The organism is Pseudonocardia sp. Cha107L01 (assembly GCF_052566575.1).
In genome coordinates, this window is record NZ_CP199579.1 from 9,099,227 (window position 1) to 9,113,708 (window position 14,482).

Consider the following 14,482-nt stretch of genomic DNA (forward strand, 5'->3'; position numbering starts at 1 on the left):
CAGCGGTAGCGTCGGCCACTCAGGCGTGGACTCGGTCCAGCCCGGCGGCAGGTGAGTGCCGAACCCGCGACCGTCAGAGACGGCAACCGTCCGAGCGAGCTTGGCCAGAATCCGCGCAGCCCACTCGATCTTCGACTTTAGCGAGTTCTGACGATGCTCTGGGCGGCGCTCGGCCGCGACGATGCAGTTTCCACCGACCTGCATACGGGGTGAATTCGGCGAATGAGCACCGACGCTGATGCCACTATTCTGTGCATGGCATGTGGTGCGGCTGAGTGGGATCCCGCGCTTCGCCACGGCGCGTACCGCTACGTGGCGTGCCGGCGCTGCCGAACCGGCAGGATCGACCCCATACCGGATGCCGGCGTGCTGAGCAAGATTTTCGGCGACAGTTATTTCCGAGGTGGTGGAGCGGTAGGCGGGTACGCCGACTATGTAGCCGACAAGACCAATCACGCTCGTAACGCTCGTGGCCGCGTGTCCCGCATGGCCCGTCTGGGGCTCGACCGCGGCCCGGTCGTCGACGTCGGGACGGCTACCGGGGAGACGCTGGTGGCACTGCGCGACGACGGATGGACCCCTCAGGGGGTCGAGATCTCCCAGGGTGTCGCCGAGATAGCCCGAGCGCGCGGATTCGATGTTCGTCCGAAGCTCGAGGACTATCTCGATGCTCTGACCGGGGCGTGCGCAGCGGTCACGTTCTTCCAGTCGCTCGAACACCTGCCCGATCCTGCCGAGGCCCTGCGGACGGCGGCCCTCCTGCTGCGGCCGGGGGGTTACGTGGTCCTCGAGACCTGGGACCGGGGCAGCCTTATCGCGCGGTTGATGGGGCCGGGGTGGCAGCAGGTCTCACCTCCGTCTGTCATCTGGATGTTCCACCACCGAGCCGCAGCCCAGATGGCGCGGCGAGCCGGGCTACGTCTGCGCACCTGGCGGGCTTCGATGAAGTGGATCAGCGTCCGATGGGGGGCTTCGATGATCGGGGACCGATACCCGTTCGTGCAGCCCGTGACGGACGTCCTAGCGCGTTCCCGGGCTGGCGACATACCGATCCCCTATCGGCTCGGCGACCTGGTGACTTGTGTCCTCGTTCGATGAACCGTGAATGGAATGGGACCTCTCGGGTCGGTGATTGAGGGCACTCGTCGGCTACTCGCTTCGGGTGGCGGGGCGGCGCTCTCTCCTTGGTTAGTCGCCGACGCCCGCGCGATCTCGACCTTTAGCGAGTTCTGACGATGCTCGGGGCGTCGCTCCGGCGCGACGATAGGGCATCCACCGGCCTGACAGCGGTGTCGACGGACGGATGGCCACAGGATTCGTCAGCCGGCAAGTTCCGAAGGGATGCTCGGTGTCACTTCTACCGCACGACTCGATCTCTGCTCCCGTCTCGTCACGACCTCGGGAGCCCGAGGTGCTGCTCCGCAGGCCTCGGGGCGAACCGCCTGAGGCGGCACTCGACAACAACGATCTGGGCCAGCCGGACCGCCGTGCACTTGCTCTCGTCAGACGCCTTGACGAGCGCTACAGCGGTTTGCGAGTGATGCTCGTGGCGGTCGACCTGGTTGCCCTGGTCACAATCTTCGCCTCAGGGCTTCCCTTCAAGTACGCGGCCACACTCGCCGTACTGGTCATGATCTGTCGGGCCAGCGTCCGCATCCATCGGCCGCGGCTCCGTCTGTCCTACTTCGACGACATCCCCCAGGTCCTCGGTTCGATGTTGCTGGCGTTCGGCCTGGCCGTGATCCTGGCGGTTGTCTTCCATTCCGGCGCCCCGCTCGAACGGAAAAGTGTCCTATCGCTCTTGATCTACCTACTCGTCGCCGAAGTACTGCGGTCGTGCGTGTTCGTGCTTGCTCGATCGGCGCGTCGCAAATTCGATCGCGGTGACCGGACGCTCGTCTTCGGAGCGGGCGGGATTGGTGTCGACCTGTTCTCGACGATGTGTACGCATCCAGAATTCGGCCTACGCCCGGTCGGTTTCGTCGACCCGCGAGTCCTGGCTGAAGTCGACACACTGCCAGCGCCCGTATTAGGGTCGGACCTTGCCACGGCCATCGTCGCTCACCGAATCGGCACTGTCGTCTTGGCTTTCGGCGGGTTGTCCGAGACCGCGACGGTGGACGCCGCGATCACCGCGCACCAACTGGGGTGCACAGTGCTGGTGGTGCCCAGGATGTTCGAGCTGTACCGGGACGGCCCGGACGTCGAGCGGCTCCGGATGTATCCCCTTCTACGGTTGGCGAACGACCCGACCCAGCGTTCCGCGTGGATTGTCAAGCGACTCCTCGATATCTTGCTCGCCCTGGCAGGGCTGCTGATCCTTGCACCTGCGCTCGCCGCAGTGGCCCTGGCCATCGTGATCGAGAGCGGGCGACCCGTCCTGTTCGTCCAGGAACGGGTTGGGTTCCAGGGACGACCTTTTCGTTTGTACAAATTCCGAAGCCTGACGCCCAGAAGTCCCGAAGAACAGGCGACCACGTGGAGCATCGCCGGCGACGCACGGGTCGGCCCGGTTGGCAGGTTGATAAGGCGGACGTCGATCGACGAGCTTCCGCAGCTATGGAACATCGTGCGCGGCACAATGAGTCTGGTCGGCCCGCGACCCGAGCGACCCACCTTCGTCCGCCAGTTCTCGGCCGAGTACGAGCGGTACTCGGCCCGCCATCGGGTGCCGGTCGGACTGACCGGGCTTGCCCAAGTGAATGGCCTCCGGGGCGACACGTCCATCGCTGAGCGGGCACGTTACGACAACTACTACATCGCCAACTGGTCCCTCTGGCTGGATCTCAAGATCATCCTACAAACAATCCGTGCACTTCTCCGACGAGGCGACCATTGATGGAGCGAACTCTATGACGCAGAATTGCGTGCCGTTATTCCCTCGCCCCCTCCGCGTCGGTAGTCCATGTCGGACGACGTAGGTGGCATTGTCATTCTTCCGAGCAAGCGGCGTGACCTCGTGAGGCTGGCGACGCTCAGATCGAGGTGGACCACGTTTCTCCTTCCCTCAGTGGCGTGGATCGTCGCGTTGCCGCTCGCCTCCAGATACCTCGCGCACATTGGGACAGATCGAGTTCTCGAGACGACACCGCCGCCGTTCTCGGGGAGAACCTTGCTCGATTTTCGAGATGCCGTGTGGTTTCCTGCTCGGTCTTTCCTGGCTGGCAGCAATCCCTATGACACAGTCAAATATCTCGAGAATCATCCTCACGCCCAAGAGTTCGACCCGTACACGCCAGGTCACCTCACGTTGTGGTCACCGATCGGCACACTGCCCTGGGGTGTTGCGGTCGTGGTTTACCTGGTGCTCAGCGGGCTGGTGGTGTGCGCGGTCGGCGCCTGGGGCGGCGTGCGGGTCCTGCGTCAGCTTCGCGACCATCCGAGCACCAGCGCACTTGTCACAGCGGCGGCGGCCGGCGTCATCACACTCTGGTTGACCAGACCGCTCCTTGCGGCCGTGAGCCCGGGACAGCCATCCACGTTCTACGCGCTCCTCGCGGTGCCGGCGATCGTCGGCGTCAGATCGAGATTGAGCACCGCTCTGCTCGTGGGAGTGGCCTGTCTGAAGCCGCAGATCGGGCTCCCGGTGCTCGTTGTGCTGCTCGCGCAGAGACGGACATCCGCGATCGTCGCCGGTCTCGGGGTGGCCGCAGCGCTGTCGGCGCCGGCGGTACTGATTCTGGCCCACGGACCAGCTGGCATACCCGAGTGGCTCGGCACCTACCTCAGGAACGCGGAGGTCACGCGCGCCTCTCCCTTCACCGGAGGTGCGGCGGCGGCGCTCTACCGGATCGATCTGGAGGCCCTGGGCCTATCTGTCGGATGGTCGATCAGCACCCTGACATTCGCGTTTGTCACTGCGTTCACCCTGGTACTCGTGTACGGCGCGCAACAACTCGGTGACAGGCTGGCTATTGAGTACGTCGGTACTACCCTGGCCCTCGCCATCGGTTTGATGTCCCTTTCGCACGGCTACTACGACGCCTGTTGGCTGGTGGTCCCAACGGCGATGGCGGTGGCACAGGTCGTCAAGTCGGGTCCTGCAATCCGGTTGGCCTGCGCGCCCGGCCTGATAGTGCTGATACTTAGCCAGTTCACCGCATCGCTAAAAGTCGACGCTGCACTGGGACAAGGGACAGGCGTGGCGATCGAGCGGGCATTGCTGGTGGGCGGGATCCTTGCGCTCTGCCTCGGTCTTGGCCGGCTGGCCGTGGCCGGCGATCCTCGGCACGGTCTTACACCGATAACTCCCGGAGCCAGTCGGCGATCGTGATCGCTACTCAGGGTCGCGTTGGCGTTGCCGCAGAGGTTGTCGCGGCTCATACCGCCGCTGGATATCTCCGCCGCGCCGCCTGTTTCCTCGCGGACTGTCGACGGCACGTGAAAACTGACTGTGAGACTGCTGGGGCCGGTCCACAGCGGCCGTGATGGGCTGGCGGCGAGACGGCGGGTGTGACCCGAATTCTGACTGGCCCTGGTGCCTTTGGTGGGACTTGTCCATCCGCCGTTCTCGACGCCGGCCCGGCGGGGAGCAGTTGGCCTGATCAGGAGCTTGACCGCCAGCCAGAACCGGGCTTGGCGTGTCCCGTCACAGTCCTGCCGTGTCTCCCGAACCGGACCGGACCAGCGTCCGCCACGGATGGAGGAGAACAGGTGCCCATGCTTGCAGAGCTTGTCGATGTCGTCATCGGCGTCGACACCCACAAACACACTCACACCGCCGCGATCCTCGCCACGGCTACTGGCGCTGTGCTAGCGCAGGCCACCGTGTCCGCGGACCCGCAGGGCTACGCCGAGTTGGTTCAGCTCGCCGATGCCCACGGTGAGCTGCGGACATGGGCGTTGGAGGGCTCCGGGTGGCTACGGCGCGGGGCTTGCGGTACATCTCGCTGACCGCTCGGAGTTGGTGATCGAGCTTGACCGGCCCGCTCGTCCAGCGCGGAAGGCCGGGGCGAAGTCCGACCCGATCGACGCGGTACGAGCTGCTCGTGACGCCTTGGCACGTACCCGTCTCGCCCAGCCCCGCAGCGGGTCTGAGCGCGCCGCGTTGCAGGTGCTACTCGCCGCACGGCAAGCCGCGGTCCGGGCTTCCGCCGACGGGCAGCGTCAGCTGCACGCACTGGTCGTCACCGCGCCAGAACAAGTACGGACTCGGTTTCGTGGCCTATCAACCCGCGCCATGCTCGCGGCCGCGTTGCGGCTGCGGCCCGCGCACTACGCCGTCGACGTGCACGTCTTCACGGCCATGAGCGCACTCAAGGCGATCGCTCGACGGGTCCGGTTCCTCGAGGACGAGGCCACCGAGCACGAGAAAGCGATCCGAGGGATCGTCGTGTCTTGGCGGCCGGACCTGCTCACCCTGACCGGTGTCGGACCGATCGTCGCCGCCACCCTGCTTGCCGCTTGGTCACATGCCGGACGCTGCCGCGACGACGCCGCGTTTGCCATGCTCGCCGGTACCGCCCCGATCCCCGCCTCATCGGGCAAGACCGTGCGTTACCGGCTCAACCGCTCCGGCGACCGCCAACTCAACCGGGCCATCTACACCGTTGTAATCACCCGACTACGACTGGACCCCGACACCCGCGCCTACGCAGAACGCCGACGAACCCAAGGAAGAACCGACCGCGAGATCCGACGATGCCTCGCCCGATACATCAGCCGACAGCTCTACCGCCAGCTCGAAAATTGCCCCTCACCAACCCTTGACGCGTCATAGGAGCGTCCCCCGCGCGCTCGGCGGCGGGTCGCGGCCTGGGTCGATGAGTACAACCGCGCTCGCCGGCATTCCTCCATCGGGATGATCTCTCCGATCGACTACGAGCTGGCCCAACCCGACGACCCTGACACCGATGTGGCGTGAGCGAGATGCTCACCCACAAGCACAACCACAACCGAGGCGGCTACGCCGCCGCTGATCTCTTCGCGCGGGGACTGTTCGATCTTCGGTGTTTTCGGCCTGACGCGCCGGGCTGAGGTCCGGCGGGATGGGCACGGAGTGTGATGACAGTTGACGCTGTGACAACGCGGACGTCGAAGACGAAGGCCAGCAAGCCGGCGAGTGCTCAGGAGCAGCTGGTTGCGGCGATGGTGGCGCAAGCGCAGGAACAGGGGCTGGCGTTGACCGGCCCGGACGGGCTGCTCAAGCAGCTGACTAAGACGGTCCTGGAGACCGCATTGACCGCGGAGATCACTGAGCACCTCGGCCACTCGAAACACGGTGATCAGCCGGGTCGTGAGGGCACGAACGTGCGCAACGGCAGCCGCACCAAAACGGTGATCTCGGATGCGGTCGGTCCGGTCGAGGTGGCGGTGCCACGGGATCGTGAGGGCACGTTTGAGCCGGTGATCGTGAAAAAGCGGCAGCGGCGACTCGGCAGTGTTGATGAGATCGTGTTGTCGTTGTACGCGAAAGGTTTGACGACGGGCGAGATTTCCGCGCATTTCGCCGAGATTTATGGTGCTTCGGTGTCGAGGGAGACGGTTTCTCGGATCACTGACAGTGTGGTCGCGGAGATGCAGGAATGGCAGTCGCGTCCGCTCGATGAATGCTACGCGGCCGTGTTTATTGATGCCGTGGTTGTGAAGGTGCGGGACGGCCAGGTCTCGAACCGAGTGTTCTACGCGGCGATCGGGGTGACGCTGGAGGGTCGCAAGGACGTGCTCGGTATCTGGGCTGGTCCGGGCGGTGAGGGGGCGAAGTTTTGGCTGCAAGTGTTGCAGGACCTGAAAAATCGTGGCATGAAGGATGTGTTCTTCGTGGTTTGCGATGGGTTGAAGGGGCTGCCGGACGTGGTGGCCGATGTGTGGCCGCTGGCTCGAGTGCAGACATGCGTGATCCACTTGATTAGGAATTCGTTCCGGATTGCGTCGAAGCGTGATTGGGACGCGCTGAAGAAGGATCTGAAGCCGATTTACATGGCGGCGACCGCAGCGGCCGCTGCGGTCGCGTTGGATGAGTTGGAGGAGACGTGGGGTGGCCAGTATTCCGCGATGATCCGACTGTGGCGCAACGCGTGGGAGGAATTCACGCCGTTCCTGGACTACGATCCAGAAATTAGGACCGTGTTGTGCTCTACTAACGCCATCGAGTCGTTGAATGCGCGGTATCGTAAGGCTGTGCGGGCACGAGGTCACTTCCCCACAGAGCAAGCCGCGCTCAAGTGTCTCTACCTGGTCACCCGGTCGCTGGACCCGACCGGTAAGGGCCAGACGCGGTGGACGATGCGGTGGAAACCTGCCCTGAACGCGTTTGCGAACACGTTCGGTGACCGCTGGCCGAGCGCCGAGAAGTACTAACCAGAACAGCCGAAAACACCGATCTTGTTACAGACCCTTCGCGCGCCGCGCAGGGTACGGGGGCCGCACCTCCAGCCTCAAGGGTCGCTGACGCGATCGCTGCCGCGACCAATGCCGCGGAGTTAGCGATCTGACGATCGTGTCCAGGAGGCGGTGGGTGCGGTGTGTCGTCTTCGGGGGTGTTGGGAGTGTGGACGGCGCTCGTCGCGGCGCAAGGTCGTTCGTCCTCGCTGCGCTGCGGGCGCTGCACCTGGCGTCGCTCCTCGTCGCAGTCCTGAGCGGCCACTACCCCGGGTGGACCGTTCCCGATCTTGTAGACAGCCGGTCGTAGACTGCCGCTGATCGCAGCGGAGGTACTCGCGTGGCGACACGCCGACACTTCACCCAGGAGTACAAGGACCAGGCCGTTAGCCTCGTGCTCAATTCCGGCCGCACTATCGCTGAGGTAGCGAAAAGTATCGGCGTCCACGAGATGACGTTGGGTAAATGGGTGAAGTCAGCAAGAGAGTCCGGTCGCACTCCTGACAAGGACTTGTCCGAGTCTGAACGTGCCGAACTGATACGGCTACGTAAAGAGATCGCCATTGTGAAGATGGAGCGGGACTTCGCAAAAAAAGTTGCCACCTGGTTCGCGAAGGAACAGCCGTGAAATACGCGGCGATCGCGGACTGGGCAACCGATGAGCAGTTTTCGGTTACGTTCATGTGCGACCAGCTCGGAGTGATCCGGCAGGGCTACTACCGATGGCTGACCTCAGGGCCGTGCCAGCGCGAACGCACCGACGCCGAGCTCACCGAGACCATCCGCGAGATCCACCAAGACCTGCACGGCCACCCCGGGGTGCGCCGGGTCTGGGCTGAGCTGGTCGTGCGCGGCGTGCGGACCGCTCCCAAGCGGGTCTGGCGCCTGATGCGTGCCGCCGGCCTGCAAGGACGCCACCCCCGAGCCTGGAAGAAGACCACCGTCGCAGGTCTACGCCCTATCGACGCCCCAGACCTGATCGGCCAGGACTTCACTGCCGACGCACCCGACACCCGCTGGTGTGGCGACATTACCTACGTCCAGACAGTCGACGGCTGGGTCTACACCGCGACTGTGATCGACCTGCACTCCCGCAAAGTGGTGGGCTACGCCGTCGCCGATCACCTGCGCACCAGCCTCATCGTCGAGGCCCTCGCCGCGGCACTGGTCACCCGTAAACCCCTGGCCGGGGTCATATTCCACAGCGACCGAGGCTGTCAATATACGTCCCGAGAATTCGCTAACTTCTGCACCGAGAACGGCGTACAGCGCTCAATGGGTCGGCGCGCTACTTGTTTCGACAACGCGGTCGCCGAATCATTCTTCGCAACCTACAAGAAAGAACTCATCCACACCCGGCCATGGAGCGGTGCGACCGAAGTACAACAACAGACATTCCTCTGGATCGAAAGCTACTACAACCGCCGCAGGCGACACTCCACACTCGCCTACTTGACACCCATCGAATACGAGCTAGGGTTCAGAAAACTTACCGAACTGGCAGCCTAAACCAGTGTCAATGAAATCGGGAACAGTCCAGGGAGAGCCGGCGGGGAGCTGGCTAGCGAGGTGATTAGGGGGTGGGGTCTCGAGGCGTAGGTGCCGGCGCCGGTGCGGCGGATGAAGCCCAGGCGTGCCCATTCAGCGAGCTGGGTCAGCATGTTGTGCTTGTTGACCTGCAGTTTCTCGGCGAGTTCGAAGCCGCGCCAGTCACGGCAGGGCTCGCTGAGCAGGATCGCGGTGACCAGCTGCCGTCGTGTCGGCGCGGGCGGAGTAGTCGGCTTGCTCGCCGCCCGGGGTGGGCGGTGTCGGAAGGGGTGTTGCGGCGAGGGTGTGGGCTGTGGTGGTGGGGTGTGCACGGCGATCTCCATGGCGACGATGTCGGTCGAGAGCGTGGGGCGACCGTCGTTGCGGGCGTGGTAGCGCGAGGTGGTGCATTTGACGTTGCGGTTGCTGTAGCGCGCCCGTCGCGCCGGCAGGAGGGTGGCCAGCACCGCTTGACCGATCACCCCGAGCCGGTCAGCGACGCCGCTGGTGGGGTCCGGGTCGATGCCCCCTGCGGTGATGAGCTGGTCGCGGGCGGCTTGCAGGGCGCTGGTGAAGCTGGCCCGGTCCGGGTCGAGGCCGGGGCGGGTCTCGATCGCCTCGACCATGGCGGTGCGCAGCAGTTGGTAGAGCGTCAGCAGCGCCCAGACCTCTTGCTCGACTCCGGCCCGGTCCTGCGAGCGCAGGACGTGTCCGGCGAGCATGGTGTGGCGCAGCGCGAGGTAGGCGGTCTCGATCTCCCAGCGTTCGTGGTAGAGCTGGATGAGTGCTTCGGCGGGGAACTGGCGATCGTCGAGCAGAGTGGTGATAAGCCGGTAGTGGTCGTGCAGGGCGTTGCCGTCGCGCCGCGCACCGTCAGCTCGGCCTCGATGATCCGCACGGGAAGCCCTCCCAGCTGGGACAGGTAGGAGCCATCGCGCAGCGGGCGCAGGACCGCGGGTTTGCGGCTGGTGCCGCCTCGGATCAGCAGCTTGGCCCCGGTCCGGTTGACCTCGGTGAGGAACTCGGTGGAGTCGAACGCCCGGTCGGCCAGCAGCAGTATGCCCGGACGCAGCAGATGCCAGGAGCCGGCGGGCCAGGTGGGATTCATCGCGGTCACCGGGCGTGCCGATCGCCCCGCCGAGCAGGCCTCGGGTGCCGGTCTCGACCAGGCACATCAACCGCAGCGTGGGGTAGCCGGCGAAGGCCAACCGGTACCAGATCCGGCCGATCCAGCGACGGTTGCGGTCGGTGTCGGGGATCTTCAACGAGTTGATGCCATCGAAGGCGACCGTGCGCATCCCCGCGAAGCACACGCCCGGGGTCCGGGGCTGCGCCAGCGGGCCGGCGACCACCTCGAACAACGCCTTGAACGGGGCCGGGCCAAGCCGACGGCGCAGCTCACGCAGCGCCTTCTCCGACACTGCGGGCACCACCAGACCGCCACCAGCTAGGGCGACCAAGCCGGCGCACAGCTTGGCCCAGACCCGGGCGTAGCCGATCCGGGGGAACAACGCGAGCGCGAGCACGAAGTACACCCCGGTCCGCGACGGCAGCGAGCGCAGCCGCTGCTGAGCTTCCGACTTGTATGTAGTCACCGGTTGGTTGGCGGGATGATCACTGGCCATAGCCTTCCGGAGGTGCCGGGTCGGGATCGCTCGTGAGCTTCCTGCCGCCCTTGAGGGGCTGGCTCCCCGGGGGTTTGTGGCCTGACCCGGCACCGGCCGCGGTCTGGCTCAACAGAGGTATGGGTTTCACAGGCTGAAAGTCGGAGTGCCGGCCGCGGCTTCCTTGTCGGTGATGGAGAGGAACGCGGTCTGATGGTCGTGATCGGAGTCGACCCGCACAAGTCCAGCCACACGGCGACAGCCCTGGATGCGGGCACCCATAAGACGCTGGAGACAGTGCGCGTCGAGGCGACGCTGGCGGAGTATCGGCGTTTGTTGAGCTGGGCGAAGCGGTTCACAGAACGCCGGTGGGCGGTGGAGAATGCCCGTGGGCTGGGCCGCCATCTTGCGCAGTGGCTGGTGGCGCGGGGCGAGACCGTGGCGGACGTACCGGCCACGGCAACCGCTCGGGTTCGGGAGCTGTCTCGGGGTGGCCGCCGCAAGAACGACACCCTCGACGCCGCGGCGGCGGCCTGTGTCGCCGCCCTGCACGGCGACGCGGCCCCGGTCGTGGCCGAGGACGCATCGACGGTGCTGGCAATGCTCGACGAGCGTCGCACCAACCTGACCCAGCAGCGCACCCGCACGGTCAACCAGCTGCATGCGGTGCTGCGTGAACTACTGCCCGGCGGGGCGTCCACCGACCTATCCGCGGATCAGGCGGCCGCGGCGCTCAGCCGGATCAGACCGGCATCGCGCGTGGAGCACGCTCGGAAAGACCTGGCCCGTGACCTGGTGGCCGACATCCGAGCTCTCGACGCCCGCCTCAAAGCCAACAAACAACACATGCAAACGTCGGTCGCGGAGTCCGAAACCAGCCTGACCGCGATCATCGGCGTCGGCCCCGTCGTGGCGACACGGCTGCTCGGCCGCACCGCACGCGCATCGCGGTTCCCCACCGCCAGTACCTTCGCCGCATATACAGGCGTCGCGCCGATCGAGATCGCCAGCGGCGACAAGGCACGGCATCGGTTGTCACGCCAAGGCGACCGCAAGCTCAACAACGCGCTCCACACGATCGCCCTGACCCAGGTGCGCATGCCCGGCACCCGCGGACGTCTCTACTACGACCGCAAGATCGCCGAAGGCAAGACCCACAACGAGGCCATGCGCGCCCTGAAACGGCGCCTGGCCGACCACGTCTGGCATGTCATGCTCGCCGACGAACGCCGACAAACACAAGCGGCAGGCCCGGGAGGACACCCGGGGGCGACTCTGACATCCAGCGCGGCTGACTCGACCCCTACCGCCAGCTCTTCGGAAAAGTCACTTCCCGGACCCACCGAGGACGACCTTACCCACCCCGACGAATCCGGAAGTTGACAAACACAGAGGAACCCCCTGAGTACGGACACCCGACCTGAGGTGGCTACGGCCACCAGGAAGGATGTTGTCGTGCCGCCTTCTCACCCTCCCGAGTTCCGTCGTCGTGCCATCGAGTTGGCCCGTGAGCGGTCCAAGTCATTCGCTGAGTTGGCGAAGGATCTGCGTATTTCCGAGTCGTGCCTGCGGAACTGGGTGACCCAAGCCGAGATCGACGAATCAGGTAGCGCGACACAGCTGACGAGCGCCGAGAAGAAGGAGCTCGCCGAGCTTCGCCGGGATAAGCGCCGTCTGGAAGTCGAGGTTGAGATCCTCAAGCGTGCGGCCGCGTACTTTGCCCGGGAGAATGTTCTCCCAAAGTAGTATTCCCGCTGGTCCGTGAACTCGCCGACGACAACATTGATGTCGCGGTGACCTGCAGGGTGCTCAATGTGTCGAGATGCGGCTACTACGACTGGCTCGGTCGTCTCGATTCGCCTCGTGTCCAGGAGAACGAGTTGCTGCTCAAACAGATCCGCCAGATTCACCACGAGTCCCGCGGAACCTACGGATCACCGCGCGTGCACGCCGAGTTGCCGATCGGTCTCGGACTGCCGGTGAACCTCAAGCGGGTCGCCCGACTGATGCGCGAGGCCGGCATCCAGGGCCTCTACCGGCGACGACGCCACGGCTGCACCGTCCGCGACCCCGACGCCCAGGCCAGCACCGACCTAGTCAACCGCCAGTTCATCGCCGACGAACCGAACTGCCTATGGGTAACCGACATTACCGAACACCACACCGAAGAAGGGAAAATCTACTGCGCCGCGGTACTCGACGCCTACTCCAGAGTGATCGTCGGCTGGTCCATCGCCGACCACATGCGCACCGAACTCGTCACCGACGCGCTCGGCATGGCCATCATCCGCCGACGACCCAAGAAAGAACGCGCCGATGGTCGGACTGTGCTGCACTCCGACCACGGCTCTCAATTCACCTCATGGGCCTTCGGGAAACGGCTCCGCGAGGCCGGACTGCTCGCCTCAATGGGCACGATCGGCGATTGTTACGATAATGCGATGATGGAATCGTTCTGGGGAACGATGCAACTGGAACTACTCGACTCGAAACAGTGGCAGACACGCGACGAGCTTGCCAACGCGGTATTCGAATGGATAGAGTGCTGGTACAATCCCAACAGGCGCCATTCCAGCATCGGAATGCACAGCCCGATCACCTTCGAGACCCTCCGCACCCGGTCAGACCAGGAACGCTGACCCCACACCGGAGGTGTCCGTGCCTCGGGGGTTCCTCTGTGTTTGTCAACTTCCGGATTCGTCGGGGTGGGTAAGGTCGTCCTCGGTGGGTCCGGGAAGTGACTTTTCCGAAGAGCTGGCGGTAGGGGTCGAGTCAGCCGCGCTGGATGTCAGAGTCGCCCCCGGGTGTCCTCCCGGGCCTGCCGCTTGTGTTTGTCGGCGTTCGTCGGCGAGCATGACATGCCAGACGTGGTCGGCCAGGCGCCGTTTCAGGGCGCGCATGGCCTCGTTGTGGGTCTTGCCTTCGGCGATCTTGCGGTCGTAGTAGAGACGTCCGCGGGTGCCGGGCATGCGCACCTGGGTCAGGGCGATCGTGTGGAGCGCGTTGTTGAGCTTGCGGTCGCCTTGGCGTGACAACCGATGCCGTGCCTTGTCGCCGCTGGCGATCTCGATCGGCGCGACGCCTGTATATGCGGCGAAGGTACTGGCGGTGGGGAACCGCGATGCGCGTGCGGTGCGGCCGAGCAGCCGTGTCGCCACGACGGGGCCGACGCCGATGATCGCGGTCAGGCTGGTTTCGGACTCCGCGACCGACGTTTGCATGTGTTGTTTGTTGGCTTTGAGGCGGGCGTCGAGAGCTCGGATGTCGGCCACCAGGTCACGGGCCAGGTCTTTCCGAGCGTGCTCCACGCGCGATGCCGGTCTGATCCGGCTGAGCGCCGCGGCCGCCTGATCCGCGGATAGGTCGGTGGACGCCCCGCCGGGCAGTAGTTCACGCAGCACCGCATGCAGCTGGTTGACCGTGCGGGTGCGCTGCTGGGTCAGGTTGGTGCGACGCTCGTCGAGCATTGCCAGCACCGTCGATGCGTCCTCGGCCACGACCGGGGCCGCGTCGCCGTGCAGGGCGGCGACACAGGCCGCCGCCGCGGCGTCGAGGGTGTCGTTCTTGCGGCGGCCACCCCGAGACAGCTCCCGAACCCGAGCGGTTGCCGTGGCCGGTACGTCCGCCACGGTCTCGCCCCGCGCCACCAGCCACTGCGCAAGATGGCGGCCCAGCCCACGGGCATTCTCCACCGCCCACCGGCGTTCTGTGAACCGCTTCGCCCAGCTCAACAAACGCCGATACTCCGCCAGCGTCGCCTCGACGCGCACTGTCTCCAGCGTCTTATGGGTGCCCGCATCCAGGGCTGTCGCCGTGTGGCTGGACTTGTGCGGGTCGACTCCGATCACGACCATCAGACCGCGTTCCTCTCCATCACCGACAAGGAAGCCGCGGCCGGCACTCCGACTTTCAGCCTGTGAAACCCATACCTCTGTTGAGCCAGACCGCGGCCGGTGCCGGGTCAGGCCACAAACCCCCGGGGAGCCAGCCCCTCAAGGGCGGCAGGAAGCTCACGAGCGATCCCGACCCGG

Annotated in this window: 12 protein-coding genes and 1 pseudogene; 11 read left to right on the forward strand and 2 right to left on the reverse strand. The window is 65.4% G+C overall.

Features of this window, described 5'->3' with window-relative positions; translation table 11 throughout:
• Positions 1 to 222 precede the first annotated feature (222 nt).
• The 8 genes and pseudogenes from ACTXG6_RS42885 (at position 223) to ACTXG6_RS42920 (ending at position 8,829) form a co-directional block, all read left to right on the forward strand.
• Positions 223 to 1,098, forward strand: a complete 876-nt coding sequence (locus tag ACTXG6_RS42885; RefSeq protein ID WP_445185033.1) for a class I SAM-dependent methyltransferase — start codon at positions 223 to 225, stop codon at positions 1,096 to 1,098.
• 313 nt (positions 1,099 to 1,411) lie between these two features.
• Positions 1,412 to 2,839 carry an exopolysaccharide biosynthesis polyprenyl glycosylphosphotransferase gene (locus tag ACTXG6_RS42890; protein ID WP_445185034.1) on the forward strand — a complete coding sequence of 476 codons (1,428 nt, stop codon included), beginning with the start codon at positions 1,412 to 1,414 and terminating at the stop codon, positions 2,837 to 2,839.
• Between the two features lie 171 nt (positions 2,840 to 3,010).
• Positions 3,011 to 4,273, forward strand: a complete 1,263-nt coding sequence (locus ACTXG6_RS42895) for a glycosyltransferase family 87 protein (protein ID WP_445185035.1) — start codon at positions 3,011 to 3,013, stop codon at positions 4,271 to 4,273.
• A gap of 633 nt (positions 4,274 to 4,906) precedes the next feature.
• Positions 4,907 to 5,719 (forward strand): transposase, encoded by an 813-nt coding sequence (locus tag ACTXG6_RS42900; RefSeq protein WP_445185036.1) that lies wholly within the window; start codon positions 4,907 to 4,909, stop codon positions 5,717 to 5,719.
• Between the two features lie 21 nt (positions 5,720 to 5,740).
• Positions 5,741 to 5,863: pseudogene (locus tag ACTXG6_RS42905) on the forward strand (integrase core domain-containing protein); the annotation flags it as partial.
• A 140-nt stretch (positions 5,864 to 6,003) separates the two neighbouring features.
• The gene (locus ACTXG6_RS42910) at positions 6,004 to 7,299 is read left to right on the forward strand and encodes an IS256 family transposase (RefSeq protein ID WP_445185037.1); all 1,296 of its coding nucleotides are present in this window, start codon (positions 6,004 to 6,006) and stop codon (positions 7,297 to 7,299) included.
• A 361-nt stretch (positions 7,300 to 7,660) separates the two neighbouring features.
• Positions 7,661 to 7,948 carry a transposase gene (locus ACTXG6_RS42915; protein WP_445183284.1) on the forward strand — a complete coding sequence of 96 codons (288 nt, stop codon included), beginning with the start codon at positions 7,661 to 7,663 and terminating at the stop codon, positions 7,946 to 7,948.
• Complete coding sequence (locus ACTXG6_RS42920) at positions 7,945 to 8,829, forward strand: IS3 family transposase (RefSeq protein ID WP_445183283.1); 885 nt, start codon at positions 7,945 to 7,947, stop codon at positions 8,827 to 8,829. Before ACTXG6_RS42915 ends, ACTXG6_RS42920 begins: the two co-directional genes overlap by 4 nt.
• On the opposite strand, the gene ACTXG6_RS42925 is transcribed toward ACTXG6_RS42920, so the two are convergent.
• Positions 8,826 to 10,442, reverse strand: coding sequence for a transposase domain-containing protein (locus tag ACTXG6_RS42925; protein ID WP_445185038.1), 1,617 nt, complete (start codon positions 10,440 to 10,442; stop codon positions 8,826 to 8,828). The genes ACTXG6_RS42920 and ACTXG6_RS42925 overlap by 4 nt on opposite strands.
• A gap of 222 nt (positions 10,443 to 10,664) precedes the next feature.
• On the opposite strand from ACTXG6_RS42925, the gene ACTXG6_RS42930 reads away from it, so the two are divergent.
• The 3 genes from ACTXG6_RS42930 to ACTXG6_RS42940 all read left to right on the forward strand — a co-directional run bounded on the left by ACTXG6_RS42930 (position 10,665) and on the right by ACTXG6_RS42940 (position 13,090).
• Entirely contained in the window at positions 10,665 to 11,834 is a 1,170-nt protein-coding gene (locus ACTXG6_RS42930) for an IS110 family transposase (protein ID WP_445183996.1), read from the forward strand.
• 72 nt (positions 11,835 to 11,906) lie between these two features.
• A complete protein-coding gene (locus tag ACTXG6_RS42935) occupies positions 11,907 to 12,197 on the forward strand; it encodes a transposase (protein ID WP_445185039.1) in 291 nt (96 codons plus the stop codon).
• A gap of 47 nt (positions 12,198 to 12,244) precedes the next feature.
• Positions 12,245 to 13,090 (forward strand): IS3 family transposase, encoded by an 846-nt coding sequence (locus tag ACTXG6_RS42940; RefSeq protein ID WP_445185040.1) that lies wholly within the window; start codon positions 12,245 to 12,247, stop codon positions 13,088 to 13,090.
• Positions 13,091 to 13,135: 45 nt separating this feature from the next.
• Here the strand turns inward: ACTXG6_RS42940 and ACTXG6_RS42945 are convergent, their stop codons facing one another.
• Entirely contained in the window at positions 13,136 to 14,305 is a 1,170-nt protein-coding gene (locus ACTXG6_RS42945) for an IS110 family transposase (protein ID WP_445183996.1), read from the reverse strand.
• Positions 14,306 to 14,482 lie beyond the last annotated feature (177 nt).